Below are 16870 nucleotides of genomic sequence, written 5' to 3' on the forward strand. Positions count from 1 at the left end.
ATGGGTGGCTGCCTCGGATACCGTCTTGATTATCTGACGGACCGTCAGTTCTAGGCACTCCTAGAAGGTTAGTCCCGCACCTATGGACCGACAAGGCGTGAAGCCCTACGCTCCCCGCACAATCTGACTGCTCGTCAGCTACAGGGGGCAACGTGAACGTCGTCGACACCGCACACGCCCTGGGTTCGGCCCGTACCCTCTGGGAACTGGTGGCCCGCCGCGCCGAACTCACCCCCGACCGGCCCGTCCTGCTCCAGGACGACCGCTCCCTCACCTTCGGCGAACTCCGCGCCCGCTCCGAGCGGGTGGCGGCGGGCCTGTACGGCATGGGCGTACGCCCCGGCACGGTCGTCGCCTGGCAGCTGCCCACCCGTATCGAGACCGCCCTGCTCTCCTTCGCACTCGCCCGCATCGGCGCCGTCCAGTCGCCGGTCATCCCCTTCTACCGGGACCGCGAAGTCGGCTTCGCGCTACGGGAGTCGAAGGCGGAGTTCTTCGCGGTACCGGGTGTGTGGCGCGGCTTCGACCACACGGAGATGGCGCGGCGGCTCGGCGCGAAGGGCGTCTTCAAGGCGTACGAGAGTGACGAACTGCCGGACGGGGACCCGGCGTTGCTGCCGCCCCCGCCCGCCGACGGCACCTCCGTCCGCTGGATCTACTGGACCTCGGGAACGACCTCCGACCCCAAGGGCGTGCTCCACACGGACCGTTCACTCATCGCGGGCGGCTCCTGCCTCGCGCACGCGCTGCGGCTCAGCGAGTCCGACGTCGGCTCGATGGCCTTCCCGTACGCCCATATCGCGGGCCCCGACTACACGGTGATGCTGCTGCTGTACGGGTTCCCGGCGGTGATGTTCGAGCAGTTCGCGCTGCCGGACGCGCTGGAGGGGTACCGCAAGCACGGGGTGACGGTGGCCGGCGGGTCCACGGCGTTCTACTCCATGTTCCTGGCCGAGCAGCGCAAGCAGCCCGGGGTTCCGGTGATCCCGTCCCTGCGGCTGCTCGCGGGCGGCGGGGCGCCGAAGCCGCCGGAGGTCTACCACTCCGTCGTACGCGAGATGGGCGTGCAGCTCACGCACGGGTACGGGATGACCGAGGTGCCGATGATCACCATGGGGGCGCCGGACGACACGGTCGAGAACCTGGCGACGACGGAGGGGCGTCCGCCGGAGGGGATGGAGATCCGGGTGGTGGACGGCGAGGTGCGGCTGCGCGGGGAGGCCGTGTGCCAGGGGTACCTGGACCCCGTGCAGACCGCCGAGGCGTTCGACGCGGACGGCTTTCTGCGCACCGGCGACCTCGGATTCCTCACCGGGAGCGGGCACTTGGTGCTCACCGGGCGGCTCAAGGACGTCATCATCCGCAAGGGCGAGAACATCTCGGCGAAGGAGATCGAGGATCTGCTGCACACGCATCCGGGGGTGGGTGACGTGGCGGTGATCGGGCTGCCGGACGCCGAGCGCGGGGAGTTGGTGTGTGCGGTCGTCGAACAGGCGGAACGGGCGGCGGGGGCTGGGGAGTTGACGCTGGCCGCGCTGACCTCGTACCTGCGGTCGGAAGGGCTGTCCGTGCACAAGCTGCCGGAGCGGCTGGAGGTGGTGGACGCCCTTCCGCGCAACGAGACCCTGCGGAAGGTGCTCAAGTACAAGCTGCGTGAACGCTACGCGGAGCCCTCGTCGGCGCCCGTGTCCGAGTCGGGGACGGTGAAGTAGCGGGCGAACGCGTCGACGATCTCCGTCTCGGCGATCCGGCCGTCCGCGTCGGTGTCGAGGGTCGCGGCGGCCATGGCGGCGATGTCCTCGGGCACGCCGAGCGCCCTGAGGACGCGCACGGTGTCCCCGACGGTGGCAGCGCCGTCGCCGTCCAGGTCCGCGACTGCCAGGGCCGCGTGCAGGAAGGGGCGGGCGATCTCGGCGAACCGGCCGGGGTTGTCGCGCAGCCGCTTCACGGCGCCGTTCACGAACTCGTCGCGGGTGATCCGCTGGTCGCCGTCCCGGTCCGCTATCCCCGCCATGCCCTGCCAGAAGGCCTCGGCACCGCCGTAGAGGGCCTGGCCCTTGTCGGACCGGGCGGGAGTGCCGAACTCGGCGAGCAGCGCCTTGGCCGCCACGCTGAAGTCCTCGCGGTCGATGTAGCCGTTGCCGTCCTGGTCGAAGGTGGCGAACCGGGCTGCGATCTTCCGCCCGTACTCGGAGCTGACCATGTCTGTCGGGCCTGCCTTACGTCTGCGTTCTGCGGCTGCGTCCTGCAGTCGCGTCGAGAGTTTTTCCCGCACGGAGCGTACGACGCGCAGGTGACATCCGGGACACGAAAACGACGCCTGTGCCAAGACTGGGGGAATTCCGCGACAACGGCGTCACGCGCGCGTGGGGCGCATGGAGGCAGGCCACGCGCGCGGGGCGCATGAGGAGGGTCACACGTGGGTGGGCGCGGTGAGCGGGGCCGCCGTCTCGTCGGCGGCCGTGGTGAGGTCCGCGTAGACGTCGAAGAGGCGGCGGACGCCCAGGGCGCCGAGGACCCGGTTGACGTGGTGGGCGTGGGCGCTGTCCGCGATGCCCTGCGCGGGCAGGATCAGACGCAGCCGCCCCTGGCAGGACCGCAGCAGCCGACGGGTGGCGATGAGAACACCGACCCCGCTGGAGTCGCAGAAGACGACCTCGGAGAGGTCGAGGACGATACGGCGCCGGCCGTCGGCCACCGCCGCGTGCACCCGCTGGCGCAGCTCCGGCGAGGTGACCAGGTCCATCTCTCCGGACACCTGAAGCACGGTCCAGCCGCCGCGCTCGCCGTCGGTCACTTTGAACGCCACCATCACGCCTCTCGTTCAACTCGTCCGACTTCGTGCGACTTCGTGTGACAGAAACGGAAGCCTTTCCTACGCTTCCTGTCGACGCGGCTGCCCAGCAGCAGTGCCACCAAACACCGCACATCTACTCGGCCAAGATCGCAAGAGACTTGCAAGCGGTTTGCAAGGGGCTTGTTTCGGTCACGCACGATCCTGTTCGATCGAAAGAGACGCTTATTACGTCAGCGTCGGTCGATCTCCGTCGGTTCTCTACCATCCAGAGCTCCTCGGAGGGCGCACAATGCCGCAAAGCGAAGTGGGCTGTCGGAGGGGCCGACTACATTCGAGGAGAGGGTGGGCAACCGCCGGACCTGGACAGTTTCTAGGGGGTGAGGGGACCGCATGGCGAAGAGGGACACACCGCCCCGCTGGGACCGCAAGATGCAGCAGCGGCTCGCGCGCGGGGAGGCCGCCGCACTCGGTGAGCTCTACGACCGGTTCGCCTCGCTCGTGCACGGCCTCGCCCACCGTGTCCTGGCCGACGAACAGGCCGCCGACTGCATCACCCGCGAGGTCTTCGCCCACGTCTGGCAGCACCCCGACGCGTACGACCCCAAGCAGGGCCCCCTGCGTTCCTGGGTGGCCACCCTGACCCACCGCCTCGCGGTACAGCGCCTGCGCCAGACGGAGACGGCAGCGCTGACCGACCCGGAGGCCCCGGAGGCAACAGCCACCACCGGCTCGACGAGTTCCCTGGAGGAACTGGAACGCCGGGTCCGCCGGGCCTCCGTCGCCGCCCGCGCCGACTACATCGTCACGTCCATGCCGGCCCCGCTGCGCGCCGCCCTGGAGCTCGCGTACTTCGACCGCCGCGACTACCGCCAGACCGCCGTCGACCTGGGCGTCACGGAGGCCGAGGCCCGCCGCCGCCTCCGCCTGGGCCTCCAACTCCTCTCCACGGCCCACGACACCGGCACACCGGGGGCACCCCCCGAATACGGGGGTGCGGTGTGAGCGGCGCGGGCCACGAGGACGGGGACTGGGAGGGGTACGAGGGGCAGGGCCCCCAGGACCCCGGCGGCGAGGACGGGAACGGCAAGGCACCGGACGCCGGCGCCGGCCCGCCCCGTATACCGACGCCGCGTTCCTCGGTGGAGGACACAGGCCACCCCCTGCCTGCCGTCCCCCCAGGACCCCCCGTACCCCCCGTACCCCTGGTCCTGGAACACGACGTACTGAGGTCGCTGCTGGGGGCATGGGCGCTGGCGGCGTGCGCACCGGAGGAGACGCTGGCGGTGGAGGACCACCTCGGAGAGTGCGGAGCCTGCGCGGACGAGGCAAGGCGTCTACGCGAGGCGGTCGAACTGCTCCAACGCCCCGAGCCCCTCGACCTGGACCCGACCCTGCGCACCCGAGTCCTGGAGGGCTGCCTGGACCGGCGCCCGCCGCGCATCCCGGTCCCGGAGTGGGCGACTCCGTACGACGCGGAGACCGCCCGCCTGGACGCCCTGCTCCAGGACTTCGGCGACGCGGAGTGGCACGCGCCCGTACGCCTGCGCTGGTTCGAGGGCGACGAGCAGACGACGCGCCGGACGACGGTCGCCGGGGTCATCGCGCACCTGCTGAGCGTGGACGGCCTGGTGGCGGTGGCACTGGGCCTGGACGACCCGGTGACGGGCAAGGAGGACGGGCCGGTCACCCCGACTCCGGCGGGCCGCACGGAGGCGTACTGGAGGGCGTCGTACTTCCCGCCGACCCGTTCGGTACGGATGCCATGGCGGGAGCAGAGCCACAACATCGTACGAACGGTCTCCTTCGCGGGCGGCGGCGCGGGCAAGCTGCCGGTGCCGTACGGCGACTTCGAACTGCCGCTGCACGACGCGATGCTGGACCGCGCCTTCGAGTGCTGGGTCCACGCGGGCGACATCGCGGAAGCGGTGGACTACCCGTACGACCCTCCGGCCCCCCGCCACCTCCACGGCATGATCGACCTGGCGGCCCGCATGCTCCCGGAGGCCCTGGCGGCCCGCCGCCAGGCAGGCCTGGCCACACCGAACCGATCGACCCGCCACCTGGTACCGGCGGGCGAACCCGGCCGAAGCCTCCGCCTGGAGATCGAGGGCTCCGGCGGCGGCGAATGGCTCATCCCCCTGGACTCCCCCGCCGCCCTCCCCTCAGCCGCCCACGAGGTCGCCCATGTGGCCCTGGACGGCGTGGAGTTCTGCCAGCTGGCGGCGGGCCACGTATCCCCGGAGGAAGCTGCGGCGGGCCAGGACGGCGACAGGGAGGCGATCAGGGATGTGCTGTTCGCGGCGGCTTCGCTGAGCCGGATGTAGGCACGCCCAGCAGCCCTGCGGCGGACAGGGTGGCGGCGCTTGACCGGAGTCGCCGAGCGCCCCAAGCCGCCGCAGGCACCGCGCCGGTGAATCCGGGCTCAGGCAGCTTCGTGGTGCGGGGTGAGTTCGATGGTCAGGTCGGCGTCCGGGGCACGGGCCAGGCGTCGCGGCAGCGGCAGGGTGGGAACCGACCGCCGGCTTCGAAGCGGGAGATCTGTGGCTGTTTCATCCCGCACCGCTCAGCCAGCTCGGCCTGGGACAGCCCGAGTTCGGTACGTCGGTCGTGGACGAGTCGACCCAGCTCACGGACGAATGCTGTGGCGGGCGTCGCGGATGGCCCCCCAGGCTCAGGCGGCCGGGGTGACGATAGTGACGGTGGGCTCGTCTCCAGGGGCAAGGTGCATGTCGACGGTGAGGTCCAGAGCTCGGGCCAGGCGCATGATGACGGCGATGGGCGGCAGTTCGGTGGCGGTCTCAATACCTTCGATCTCATCGGTGGTGGTGTGCAGGCGCTCGGCCAGGTCGGCCTCGCTCAGCCCCAGTTGCTTGCGCCGGTCGTAGACGGCCTTGCCCAGCGTCATGGCCAGGCCGGCTTCTTCGTAGACACGGTCGTACTCAGGATCGGCATCGAGGTGTTCGCCGATCAGCTGACGGTGGCGGCGGGTCCTCCATTCGCTGTGACTCATCGGTTCTCCTTGAGGTCGCGACTGTAGAGGTCGTGCTCGGTGGCTGCCTGGTGCTCGGCTTCGCACAGCCGTTGAGCGCGTGCGCGCGGTCCACTTCAGACTGCTCGCGCATCTTGGTCTTGCGGAACACAGTGAGCAGCACGACACGTCGGTCGGGTGCCAGCCAGTAGGTAACGCGCTGGGCGCTGTCGCCGAGGTCGAAGCACCCTTCGCGAAGCTTGCCGCCGAGGTGACGGCAAGTGGCCCATGTGGCCCTGGACGGCGTGGAGTTCTGCCGACTGGCGGCAGGCTACGTACCCCCGAAGGAAGCCCGCAGCGGGACAGGAGGGCGACAGGGGCGTGGTGTTTGCGGCGTCCCTCAGCCGGATGCGGACCGGGTGAGGTTGTCGTGGTGATCGCACAGGGCCACGACGGAACGGGCGAGCCGTTTGACGCGCTCGAACTCACCGGCCAGGCCCGCGCGTTCGATCTCGTCGAGTCGTCGCCGGGCTTCACCGACACCGGCCAGCGCCACCTTCGCCGGCACGTCATCGCCGGGCAGGCACCCGGTGAGCTGCTCGATGCGAGGGATCAGCCGCCACATGTCGCGGTGGAAGGCGTGCCCGAAGTGCTGCACGGTCTCGTACCGCGGCAACGCCGGTTCACCGAGAAACCGGACCGCCATATCGCGCATCGCCGTGGTCTGTTCGACGTCCAGGATTTCGACCGACCGCTTCACCGTCATACCGCCGGACCCCCGTGCCGAAGCGTGTGCGCCAACCGCAGGGCCACGTCAGCGCGTACACGCCCGAGTTCCACAAGGCCGAGGGCGGGCGAGGCCGCGTCGACACCGAGAGACGGGAGCACGATGCCGACCTGGTCGAGCGCCGCTCTCAGGGACTCCACGGCTGTGAAGGGGTCGATGTCTTGCGAGCCGAGTGCTTTCACCATGAACAGGACGGTAGGGAAGCGGAGTTGACACACACCATGCGATGTTCTCGAATGTTCTCCGAGCCTGGCCGAATGTTCTCACCTGGTCTCACTCAAAGGAGTGCACTCTGTAGATCGGCACAGCACACCTGGTGAAGCTGGTGGTGACAGCATCCACACCAAGAGGAGGCGGCCATGGCACGACGACTGCGCTTCAACGGCACGGACAGCAAGAACGGCGGATGCCCAGCCATTCACGAGGATCTCGACTCCGGGCAGATCATCGTCCAGGGCGAGCCGCTCACCGACCCCGATGACCTCACCCAGCTCCAGCACTTCGGCCCCACGGACGCGGCGGTCGTCGTACCGCGGGAACTCCTCGTCAACCACGGCCCCAAGGAGATCGACCGAGTGGCCAAGCTGATCGACCTGGCCGAGTTCCTGCGGCTCTTCGAGACGTTCGAGCACACGGCCTGGCGCCTGGAGACCCGCCGGGGCTACGCGTCGGACCGCGAGGACCCCACGTACGCCGAGTTCGTCGAGACCGGCGGCATCACCCTTGATTACGACGACGAGTGGTCACGCAACATCCGGACCCAGACCGAGGCCGGCAAGACCATCGGCCGCGTACGGATCGTCGACCAACAGCCGACCACCGGCCAGCTCTTCCTGCTCGCCGACGCACCGCGCAACGCAACGGCCGGGGAGGACATGCGGTACCTGTGGCGCAGCGATGCCGAAGCGCGGCGGCTTCCCGCCGAAGACTTCTGGATCTTCGACAGCCGGTTGGTCGCCCTGCTCAACTTCGACGACGATGACGTCCTCCACGACGTGGAGGTGATCACGGAGCCTGCGGAGGTGCTCCGGTACTGCCAGGTCCGCGATGCCGCGAGGCATCACGCCGTACCGTACGACCAGTTCGCGGCGCGGCTCGGCGCGAACGGATAGCGAGCGAGGCCGGTGAGCACAGACTTTCAGCAGGCCCGGGAAACCCTCGGAGTGCGCCTCCGGGAACTACGGCTCTCGGCACCTGGAGGTCGGCTCACCGGCACCGACCTCGCTCAGCGGCTCGGCTGGCCGCACTCCAAGATCTACAAGCTGGAGAACGGCCGACAGACCGCGACCTCCAAAGACCTGCGCGCCTGGGCCGAGGGGGTGGGCCGACCCGACGCCTTCGCCGAACTGGACGCGCGCCTCAAGGGCTTCGAGTCCCACATCCGCTCCTGGCGTCGCCAACTGGCCGCCGGACACCGTCCCGTACAGGACAGCTGGAACATCGAGGTCGAGCGGTCGAGGACCATCCACGCATGGGAGGAAGCCGTCATCCCCGGCCTGCTCCAGACGGCCGACTACGCACGCCACATGTTCCTGCGGTACTCGGACCTCCTGGGCTCGGCACGGGACACCGACGCGGCAGTCCGCGCCCGGATGAAACGCCAGGAGTGGCTGTACGAGGGCGGCGGCCGCAGGTTCCACGCCCTGGTGTGGGAAGCGGCTCTCCACGCCCTGGTGTGGGAAGCGGCTCTCCACGCCCTGATCTGCCCTCCGCCCGTCCTCGCCGCACAGCTCGACCGCCTCACGGGCCTGATCGGCATGGACACCGTCGAGCTGGGGATCATCCCGCTGAACGCCTCCCTCAAGATCCCCACGGCGAACGGCTTCTGGATCCTGGACGACAGACTCGTGATCGCCGAGGACTGGCACGCGGAACTGTGGCTGGATGACACCGACTCCGTCGCGACGTACCTGCGGGTCTGGAACACGCTGCGGGAGTCCGCGGTGTACGGAGCGGACACCCACAACGTCATCAGCCGAGCGCGGCGCGCACTGAACCTGCCTTGACGGCATCGTGGGCGCGGGGGCACGGGGGGCACGGGCAGGCGTAAGGCCCCCTCTGCGACAGGTGTTGCGCAGAGGGGGCGGGCCTGATCCGGCGCTACTGGATGATCTCCAGGACGTCGAGGACGAGCAGAACGGCGGACCCGGACATGGTCATGAGGGCGAGTGTCCGCCCGTAGGACTTCAGCCGCATCCTGCCCCGACTCCCTTGTTGCACAGGGGCATTGGCGTTCATACACGCACTCCCGCCGCCAAGCCCGGCGTCGGACGATGACATGGACAGGTGCACACCAGATAGCGCAGCCCGGGAACGCCACTGTCACGAGGTTCGGCGTCCCGGCACTGATCGTGGATGCCGATGGTGCAGCGCCCGGACACGTACGGGGACTCCGGCGTCGGGGCAGCCCCACGGGCAGTGCTCATTCGGGCACTCCGTTCTCGGCGTTCGACTCGAACCGGAGAGGGCGGGCATCCCACATGCCGCCCCGTGCGTCCCGGTGATGCCCCTTGTGCCCCTCGTCCCGTACGCATGCCCTGACTTCGCCGAATGTCGTGGCCCGGTAGAACATCAAGGCTCGGACCCTCCCGCACCTGACGGCGGCCGTAAGGCCGGTCATCGGGACCTCACCCCGTCCAGCACGGAGTGAATGTCGCGGGTGTCGAAGCTGATGCGGAAGTCGGCGGCCAACACCGCGACGGCACGACGCCGCAACCGCACGGCTCGTTCGCGCGCCGTCCAATGGGGCCGCACGCTCGCTGTACGGTGCACTGCGGAGGACCGCACGTAGATGTGCTCGGGCAGGTACGGCCGCGACAGTGCCGACGATGCTCCGTCAAGGGGCGCGCGGTCGGTGCTGTACGGGGAACGCGGGGTAACCAGGCGCGCGACGAGGCGGTCTTGTTCCTTCATCCCGCTGCTCATGACGGTTCGGCGTGGTTCAAGTGCCGTCTTGCGCCGCCTACCGGTGGCAGGCAGGGCCAGACACAGAATCAGCAGCGCTACTGGGCACAAGGCCCGGTGCAGTGCGGCCGCGATACGGTTACGCACGTCGTCAACCTCCAGAGGGTTGGTGGCCGTGCCCCGGGGTGTTCGCGCACCGCCGGGGTCTCTGTTTCGTTGCGCTCCCACAGTAGTGCGTGACGTACCTAGATGCATCCCGATGTAGCTAGAGCTAATAATGTGGACACATGTACGACTGCCTAATGTCGAGTCATGAGTCTTGATCCGGAATCCGGGCGCCCCCTCTACGCACAGCTCGCAGACGTACTCGAAGCAAGAATCACGAGCGGTGAGTACGCACCCGACCGCATGATCCCCACGCCGGCACGGCTGGCCGAGGAGTACGGCATCGCACAGATGACCGCACGCCGCACGATGCGGGAGCTTCGGGAACGGGGACTGATCTATACGGTCCCGGGCAAGGGGTCGTATGTGCTGCCTGCTGGCTCGAAGAGCGGCGGGATGGAGGGGAACGGGGAGTAGAGGCAACAGCACGACTTGAGCACTCTGCACGGCAGGGAATCGAGCCTACGCTCGGAGTCGACGTCACTCCACGGCTGAATGAGCGGACCAGACACTCGGACCGCTGCACGCCGACCTGTGACTCTCGCGGGGCGTCGTCCTGGCTGCGTGGCAGGCGATCGACTCGGAAGCAGCCAAACACGGGCCTTGCGGCACCACGAGCTCGCGAAGCGGGCGGCACGAGATGCTGAGGCTCAGATGTAGCTCGCGCACGCGATGGCGGAACAGGCATACACACTGTGCGAGGCTGGCCGGCCGTGCCTGCGTTTCGACCTGGTGCGCGACGCGCAACGCACCGTTGGCCAAGCGAGGTCGCCTCGCCCCCCGAGCATGGCTGTACGCAGCTGAAGCAGAGAGTGCGCTCACGTGGGAATGCCCGACGACTGGCGACGCGCTCTTGGTGCGGCCCTGGCGAGCATCCCGGCTGGCTCCGAGGATCGCGACCCGGACATGTTGAGCATCTTCCTCAATGGCGCCCACCTCGCTCGGTGGCACGGCAACGTGCCTGCCCTGCTTGGCGTCGGCCACGCGATGACGAGCCTGTACGACGCCTTTAACGCGGTAGACCCCACCTTTGTCCGAGCGCAGGCCGGTCTCCACAGCGACCTTGCGCAAGCGCCCCTCGCACGGGCCGAGTACGACGACGCGCGCACACCCGCCTGCGACAGGCACGGCTGTTAGCACGCCACACCGGTTTGGTACGGCAGCGCCGCCGCGTCGACTTGCTCAGTGTGCGGTTGTGCCCCGGCTTGCTGCGGCTCACCAGGATGTGGAGCAGGGCAACGAGGATGCCGGAACCCATCAGTTCACCGCGCGCCATCAGTCCGGGGACATCGGCCAGCGGCACCCACTCGATGTGTCCCGCCTCTTCGAGGTCCGTTGGTGAACCGACCTCTTTAGCGCCGTGGCCTACGAAGATCTCGTGCAACGAGTCGACCATAGGCCGATAAATGATCATGTTCTCCACAGGCTTGGGCCGCCAGTCAAATTAAGAAAACCACTTATCTTTCTCGGCGGTGCGAAGTACTGGTTTTGGATTCCGAGATGTAGAACGAAGAACCTGTTCGGCCGCCACGATAAGACTATCTGGGATCCCATCGGCATTCTTCAGAACTTTTTCGGAAATGTCCCGAATGGCCCTCTTTTCCGTGACGGAAGAAGGAATCGAAAAACCGCTTTCAAAGAAAACCCCAGGGCGATAGAATTTCCCTACGATTGACAAGAATTCTTTCTCCCCGAAAGCTCCCTGGAGATGGCGTTCCCAAGCGTATGTGAGGATCGATCGCGCCAGCAACGGGTGAGCACCAACTGTGGTCCTTTTGACCAGCACTCGATCTTTTGCCGGACCTTCTGGAAGCCGATGGAAGAATAGGGTCAACATGCGCGACCCGACATCGATCTTTCTAATCCAGCTAGCCGTTACATGAAGATCTTCGCTTGCCCGCCTAGACACCTTAAGTGACGCATGGTGCGCAAGGTCAGTGAGACGCCTAAAGGAAGATTCCGGAAGGGAATTAAGCAATGAATCGACTTCACCCCAGAGCGCTCGCAGTGTCTCGGCATGGGCCCAGCAGTAGGCTGTAGCTAGCCAGCGCTCCTTCTCCGAGTCGGTACTCGCTGCCTGCAATTGCGCCTTCCACCAGTCAATATTATTCCCTCGGCGCCTAGCACTTCGGACTCGATCAATGAGGGAGTGTTCATTTGAAAAGAGTTCATCGGCGCCAGTCCCTCGGTCATTCGGTGAAGACACTGAAGCGGAAATTAGGGAAATCAGAAAGGTGGACCAGTTGCTGCCGAACGCTTCGTCAACTTCCCTGACAATATATCGCCAACTTGCCAGACCTCCTGCAAGCGACTCAACACCCTCAAATAGTGGGTTCGCAATACGTGACAGCACAGCAACTACTTCAGAACTGTTATCGACTTCCACGGGAAAGCCAATGTGCTCGAAAATCAACCGGCCATTTTCATGCACGCTATAGGACCACATTCCTGGAAACGTGCAAGTCAAGGCTTGGCCAAGCTTGCCCGGCCCAGTTCCCATATCGAATTGGTCGTCCCCATTCAGCTTCGCCAAGACCAAATCTCGATGACGCGAGGCAGGAATGGTATTTTGATCGGGCCAACCTGATTGGAACAGCTGGAGCAACACTTGAGGGCTTCCTTCTTGATGGAATGACCTCAAGTGTTGTGATGGAGGACCAAAGTCGGCCCATTTCGCCAGACACAAAAGATCGAGTCGCTCAGTTTCACCGCCGACCTTGTAACGCTCCATCCACTCACGTTGCAGCCCTTCCCTATCCTTGTCTGACTGCTTTCCAAGCAGGTATGCGACAGCACGTGTGTGTTCGGTAGGAGGAAGATTAAAGAATTCATCCCTTCGTTCTGTCACCAGATATGTGGAGCCAGTTGTCGGCGAGAGGCTCAGGTCAATGGATGACGACACGCTCCAGGGCGATCTCCGATGCTCACTGTTGGCTAGGTATACAGAGCGAATGCCATAGGCATCAAAAACCTTATTGATCACCTTTTCGGTAGCAACCTTAGACTGAGAAAAAACCCAGTCTTGCAGGAGGGCAAGAGCCAACGACCGTGGATATGTCGATCCCTTCATCTCGGGTGCATCGCAAAGTGCGCAAACCCTCTCTGCAAGGTCAAGCAACTCGCCGACCGTAAAGCATCCCGCAAAGAACCGGGTAACATTCATCCAATAGGGATTACGTGCGATTCCCTCAAAGCGCTCGGGTTTCGTTCCGCGCCCAACACTAGTTGCTGGCACGTAAGGCGCCGTATCGTATAGGTAGCGCGCAGCGAAGTACTCGCGCAGCGGCTGTACTTCGAATTCGTACGTACCTTCTACACGAGAAACAAGGGCGACGACTCGCTCAACTACGCCTGTTAGTAGGTCATCCAGCACGTCTGGCGGTTCTTTGTGAGCTGTCAAGTATTCCGTAACTACTCGCTTCAGCTCGTCGAAATTGATCCGCCCCGTTGTTCGGTTACTCTCCGCTCTTGCGTGCATGTAATATGCGAGATGCTGATGCAAGCTGATCAGGAGCATCCGATTTTTGCGGACTACCTGGCTTTTCTCAACCTCTCGATTGAAAAAGGAGGCGATATAGGCATCGTATAGCTCGGTCCGCTTATCTGGAAGGCTTGATCCGCGATGGTAGATGAGACTCAACAAAATGGATAGTTGCATTGTGTTCTTTGCCAGCTCAGCCATGTGTGGAGCCGACATTTTCTGCTTCAGTACGTGACTGATTTCGACGATGTCTGACTTGTTGAGATTCCTGGCAGTGCCCCACTTATCCGCATACTCCAGAGCCAGATCTTGCGGAATCTGTGCCAAAGACAGGTAGTGGAACCTGGAGCGTGGGAATGAAGGAGCTCCAGTTACTGCGGTAGGGCGACTCGTAATCAAAATTTTCAAGCTTGAATTTGCTTGTCGTAGGCGAGTGATGGCAGCGTTTACTTCTTCGATGACCCGATATCGATCATCTAGGTCGGCCACTTCATCCAAAGCGTCAAGGATCAGTAGAACTGGGCGCTCGCGTGTCACAAATGCAACGTCGGACACGTCGAAAGAATGACCACCAGAGTACCTCTCGATATGGCCGGCGAGGGCACCTTCGAGGGTCTTAGGCTTGTCATGCTGTGTACCGCCCGCACCCGACCAGGGGTCCTGTCCCTTCATCCACGATGCCAGGTCTCGCAATTCGATTTTGAACGGAATGAGGATTGCGCTTTCGGCGTGCCCCCGTGGCAACTGCCTCAGTTCGTCCTCCCGGCCGAGGATACGCAGCCTGTGAAGTTGCGCCAAGTACTGCGACAGGGTTGATTTACCCTGCCCCGGGGCGCCTTCCAACACGATATCTGGGCAGTGGTCCGTGAACTGTTCGTCCAAGAGTAGCTCTGCCGCTCCACTGAAGGAATTAGTATGTTGAATTAGAGAGACTACCTCGCCGTGATGTGCTCTTTCGGGATAGGTAAAAGCAGGTGTGATTGCAGCAAGATGTTGGAGGCGTCTCTGGGTTTTAATGTCGTCACTGTCCCGAGCACCCGTCAATCTACGCTTCAGGTGCTCGATATAGCCAAGGACCAGTTGTCCTGAATCTGACTTGCTTGACGTGTTTGGTAGCGCTGCCGGAACGTCGATGTAAAGATTGAGCAGGGAACTGGGTAGAAGCTCAGCTTGCTTGAAACGAATAGTCGATTCGATTTTTGCTTGGTGAGCAAAGTATGCAGTGAGAGCCATTTGTCGGCGCTCTGAATCTTGGCGCGTTCCCAGGTTCTCCCAAAGGAATCGGATCATATCAGAACCGGAAAGTAGCGAGGGGTACCGCAACTTCAGGTCAAATTGGTTATCAAGTCTCCTGTCGAGGTCGTCGCGCCACCAGCAGTACGCTTCGATGGGTACATTTTTTTCTAGATACTTATCAACTTTGTCAATAGTGCCGCTGTCAAGACTCCCGGTTGGGAAAGCATTGGTGATCAGGATGTAACGAGTTGCTCCTCGATCGACCAGCTTCTCGATCTTCTCTTTTTCTCCTTTAATGGCATCAATAATCCACCTGGCGGGGTTATTGATCGTGGAAGGATTACGCGAGAACTTGATCTGAAAGACTGTTTCAAGTCGCCCGCCAGTGCGCGAGGTTGCATCCCTTCCTCCATCGGCCATTCCGATTGGAAAGCATTGGACGTTCTCGTACTCGGTCACCAGAAGGGACTGGCAGAGCATTTGGAACCGCTGGTTCAGAAGCGATTCATAGTTGTAGTCCATTAATCCCCCAACACTCCTATGCTCACCTAGCGTACACAGACGATAGCCCCAGGTGTGGAGCTTCCTCAATCAAGCCTCAGCTGGACGGAGGCGCCCACTCGGTCCAGGCCGTGGCGGCGTGGGAGGCTGCCGGACCATCATGGTGTGTTCGATCAGCTAGACCCAGGCAGTCAGCCATATTTGTGGCCGCGAGTCGTCGGTCGGGGTGGCCGGACTGACACTTCGAATCTGAGGCGAACTCACTGAGCTTCTTCGAGCTGGCCCCCGATCAGGTGACGGTCCACGAAGCGCAACGAGCGATGCCCCCGAGCTGTTGATCGAGATGTCTGACGTCTCAACCACGTTGCTCGGGGGCCTCGTTGGTAATCCACCTGCTCGCCGAACGTGCGCCCGGTCTGCTCAAGGTCCTGCGCGAGGCCGATGCGGACTTCGTCCTGTTGGACGGCACGCTCGCGGAGTGCGACCGAGTCGGCGACGGGCGGGCCGACTACTCCCACAAGCACCGCCGACACGGGGTGAACGTGCAGGTGGTCACCGATCCGGGCGGCTGGCTGCTGTGACTCTCGCCCGCATTGCCAGGCCGGGCTCACGACCTGACCGCTGCCCGCACTCACCGGATCATCCGCATCTGCGAGCGCCAGGGCGTCCCCATCCTGGCCGACCTCGCCTACCAGGGCGGCGGCCCCTGGGCGAGTACCGGCATCAAACGCAGGCCCCTGCAAACTCAGCCTCACCGAGAAGACCGCCAACCGGGCCCTGGCCGCGGCGCGGGCACCGGTCGAACGCGGCGTCGCGCGCCTGAAGTCCTGGCGCATCTTCCGCAGATCCCGATGCAGCCCAAACCGTATGACGTCAATCGCCAAAGCCATCCTCACACGGGAGCGGCAACGTTGAAGAAGCTCACTGAGCGCGTATGGGGAACGCTGCTGCCTGCCCGGAGGCCTGGGACGCCGACCAGGCCGCTCCATCCCTCCTCCGCGGACGACGTGCGGACGGACGGAGCCAGTCTCGGACCGACTCTCGGGTGGACTGTAAATGTGCCGGCTGTGCCTCAACGGGACTGCCTGGGCACCCGATCGCGCCCACTTCACAGTGCAGGCTTTCGGGATCAAGTATCCGATGTGGCTTGAGCGTTCCGGCAACATGCAGTTCCTGCCCACCCCGGACGGCACCACGCTGTACCTCCCCCAAGCTGAGCCCCGTTCTACCCAGATATCACCGCCGCCCGCCGCCACGCGCTACCCGCGCGGCGCAAGGCAGCCGCCGGGAGAATGCCAACTTTGACAGACAAGAGCTGTATCGGTGTGGGCGTCGGTATCCGGGTCCCTTGTCCACCGCTCCAAGGGCCAGTCCGGGCCACCCCTGCACGCGGACACCCGCGCAACGAACTCCCTGATCAGAAACGTCCGCCCCCGGACAAACGCACCACCCGGTGGCGGAGATACACGACCTTCGAGTTATAGGTGCGGGTCTCGACCAGTTCGAGGTCCACCCGGCGCTCGTTCCGGGGGAAGTACGGAATGCCGCCGCCGATCAGGACCGGGTAGACCATGGTCCGGTACTCGTCGATCAGGCCTGCCGCGGACGCCTCGGCGGCGAGAGTCGCGCCGCCGATCGCGATCTCGCCCTCGCCCGGCTCGGCCCGCAACCGCTCGATCTCCTCCGCGAGGCCGCCCGAGAGCAGGCGGGCGTTTCCCTGTACCTCCGACAGCGTGGTCGAGAACACCACCTTCGGGAGCGGGTTCCAGAGCGCGGCCCACTCGCGTTCCGCGTCGCCGAGCGAGGGATCCTGGTCGGCGGTCTCCCAGTACAGCATCGTCTCGTACAGCCGCCGTCCCATCAGGTGGACGTCGACGTCTCGGATCTCGTCGATCCAGAAGCGGAAGACCTCCGGGGCGGGCACCGTCCAGTCGATGCCGCCATCCGGGTCGACGATGTAGCCGTCAAGGGAAATGCTCATCGAATAGGTCACTCTGCGCATCAGAAGTCCTCCTCGGTAGCTGGGTTCGA

Annotated in this window: 14 protein-coding genes and 6 pseudogenes; 9 read left to right on the forward strand and 11 right to left on the reverse strand. The window is 64.8% G+C overall.

The window, feature by feature from the left end:
- The first annotated feature begins 152 nt into the window (after positions 1-152).
- A complete protein-coding gene (locus ACWCRB_RS07645) occupies positions 153-1712 on the forward strand; it encodes a class I adenylate-forming enzyme family protein (protein WP_450995158.1) in 1560 nt (519 codons plus the stop codon).
- On the opposite strand, the gene ACWCRB_RS07650 is transcribed toward ACWCRB_RS07645, so the two are convergent.
- Both ACWCRB_RS07650 and ACWCRB_RS07655 read right to left on the reverse strand, forming a co-directional pair.
- Positions 1661-2203, reverse strand: coding sequence for an EF-hand domain-containing protein (locus ACWCRB_RS07650; protein ID WP_450995159.1), 543 nt, complete (start codon positions 2201-2203; stop codon positions 1661-1663). The genes ACWCRB_RS07645 and ACWCRB_RS07650 overlap by 52 nt on opposite strands.
- 210 nt (positions 2204-2413) lie before the next feature.
- Positions 2414-2815, reverse strand: coding sequence for an STAS domain-containing protein (locus tag ACWCRB_RS07655; RefSeq protein ID WP_235477494.1), 402 nt, complete (start codon positions 2813-2815; stop codon positions 2414-2416).
- A 372-nt stretch (positions 2816-3187) separates the two neighbouring features.
- Between ACWCRB_RS07655 and ACWCRB_RS07660 the strand changes: the two genes are divergently transcribed.
- Both ACWCRB_RS07660 and ACWCRB_RS07665 read left to right on the forward strand, forming a co-directional pair.
- On the forward strand, positions 3188-3799 hold the full coding sequence (locus ACWCRB_RS07660) for a sigma-70 family RNA polymerase sigma factor (RefSeq protein ID WP_450995160.1): 612 nt from the start codon (positions 3188-3190) through the stop codon (positions 3797-3799).
- On the forward strand, positions 3796-5121 hold the full coding sequence (locus ACWCRB_RS07665; protein ID WP_450995161.1) for an MDMPI N domain containing protein: 1326 nt from the start codon (positions 3796-3798) through the stop codon (positions 5119-5121). The genes ACWCRB_RS07660 and ACWCRB_RS07665 overlap by 4 nt, the downstream gene beginning before the upstream one ends.
- Positions 5122-5219: 98 nt before the next feature.
- Here ACWCRB_RS07665 and ACWCRB_RS07670 read toward each other — a convergent pair.
- From ACWCRB_RS07670 to ACWCRB_RS07680, 3 genes and pseudogenes are all read right to left on the reverse strand, one after another.
- Positions 5220-5512, reverse strand: a pseudogene (locus ACWCRB_RS07670) (helix-turn-helix domain-containing protein).
- Complete coding sequence (locus ACWCRB_RS07675) at positions 5469-5807, reverse strand: helix-turn-helix domain-containing protein (protein ID WP_450995162.1); 339 nt, start codon at positions 5805-5807, stop codon at positions 5469-5471. The pseudogene ACWCRB_RS07670 and the gene ACWCRB_RS07675 overlap by 44 nt, the downstream one beginning before the upstream one ends.
- A pseudogene (locus ACWCRB_RS07680) lies at positions 5804-6042 on the reverse strand (type II toxin-antitoxin system RelE/ParE family toxin); the annotation flags it as partial. The gene ACWCRB_RS07675 and the pseudogene ACWCRB_RS07680, both read right to left, overlap by 4 nt.
- A 1-nt stretch (position 6043) precedes the next feature.
- Here ACWCRB_RS07680 and ACWCRB_RS07685 point away from each other — a divergent pair.
- Positions 6044-6188 (forward strand): annotated as a pseudogene (locus tag ACWCRB_RS07685) (MDMPI N domain containing protein); the annotation flags it as partial.
- Here the strand turns inward: ACWCRB_RS07685 and ACWCRB_RS07690 are convergent.
- Positions 6166-6531 carry a DUF6415 family natural product biosynthesis protein gene (locus ACWCRB_RS07690; RefSeq protein WP_450995163.1) on the reverse strand — a complete coding sequence of 122 codons (366 nt, stop codon included), beginning with the start codon at positions 6529-6531 and terminating at the stop codon, positions 6166-6168. The pseudogene ACWCRB_RS07685 and the gene ACWCRB_RS07690 sit on opposite strands and share 23 nt — an antisense overlap.
- Positions 6528-6737 carry a hypothetical protein gene (locus ACWCRB_RS07695; protein WP_450995164.1) on the reverse strand — a complete coding sequence of 70 codons (210 nt, stop codon included), beginning with the start codon at positions 6735-6737 and terminating at the stop codon, positions 6528-6530. The genes ACWCRB_RS07690 and ACWCRB_RS07695 overlap by 4 nt, the downstream gene beginning before the upstream one ends.
- Positions 6738-6911: 174 nt before the next feature.
- On the opposite strand from ACWCRB_RS07695, the gene ACWCRB_RS07700 reads away from it, so the two are divergent.
- Both ACWCRB_RS07700 and ACWCRB_RS07705 read left to right on the forward strand, forming a co-directional pair.
- Positions 6912-7664 carry a DUF6879 family protein gene (locus ACWCRB_RS07700; protein WP_450995165.1) on the forward strand — a complete coding sequence of 251 codons (753 nt, stop codon included), beginning with the start codon at positions 6912-6914 and terminating at the stop codon, positions 7662-7664.
- A 12-nt stretch (positions 7665-7676) separates the two neighbouring features.
- Positions 7677-8558: a helix-turn-helix domain-containing protein gene (locus ACWCRB_RS07705; protein ID WP_450995166.1), complete on the forward strand. Its 882-nt coding sequence runs from the start codon at positions 7677-7679 to the stop codon at positions 8556-8558.
- Between the two features lie 610 nt (positions 8559-9168).
- Here the strand turns inward: ACWCRB_RS07705 and ACWCRB_RS07710 are convergent.
- Entirely contained in the window at positions 9169-9465 is a 297-nt protein-coding gene (locus ACWCRB_RS07710; RefSeq protein ID WP_450995167.1) for a hypothetical protein, read from the reverse strand.
- Positions 9466-9768: 303 nt separating this feature from the next.
- Here ACWCRB_RS07710 and ACWCRB_RS07715 point away from each other — a divergent pair, with 303 nt between their 5' ends.
- Positions 9769-10038 (forward strand): GntR family transcriptional regulator, encoded by a 270-nt coding sequence (locus ACWCRB_RS07715; RefSeq protein WP_450995168.1) that lies wholly within the window; start codon positions 9769-9771, stop codon positions 10036-10038.
- Positions 10039-10140: 102 nt separating this feature from the next.
- Positions 10141-10817, forward strand: a pseudogene (locus tag ACWCRB_RS07720) (XRE family transcriptional regulator); the annotation flags it as partial.
- A 2-nt stretch (positions 10818-10819) separates the two neighbouring features.
- Here the strand turns inward: ACWCRB_RS07720 and ACWCRB_RS07725 are convergent.
- Positions 10820-11059, reverse strand: a pseudogene (locus ACWCRB_RS07725) (ADP-ribose pyrophosphatase); the annotation flags it as partial.
- Between the two features lie 6 nt (positions 11060-11065).
- On the reverse strand, positions 11066-14860 hold the full coding sequence (locus tag ACWCRB_RS07730; protein ID WP_450995169.1) for an NACHT domain-containing protein: 3795 nt from the start codon (positions 14858-14860) through the stop codon (positions 11066-11068).
- A 356-nt stretch (positions 14861-15216) separates the two neighbouring features.
- Here ACWCRB_RS07730 and ACWCRB_RS07735 point away from each other — a divergent pair.
- A pseudogene (locus ACWCRB_RS07735) lies at positions 15217-15754 on the forward strand (transposase family protein); the annotation flags it as partial.
- Between the two features lie 502 nt (positions 15755-16256).
- On the opposite strand, the gene ACWCRB_RS07740 reads toward ACWCRB_RS07735, so the two are convergent.
- Positions 16257-16841 carry a dihydrofolate reductase family protein gene (locus ACWCRB_RS07740; RefSeq protein WP_450995170.1) on the reverse strand — a complete coding sequence of 195 codons (585 nt, stop codon included), beginning with the start codon at positions 16839-16841 and terminating at the stop codon, positions 16257-16259.
- Positions 16842-16870 lie beyond the last annotated feature (29 nt).

This window comes from Streptomyces sp. NPDC002156, assembly GCF_053593675.1.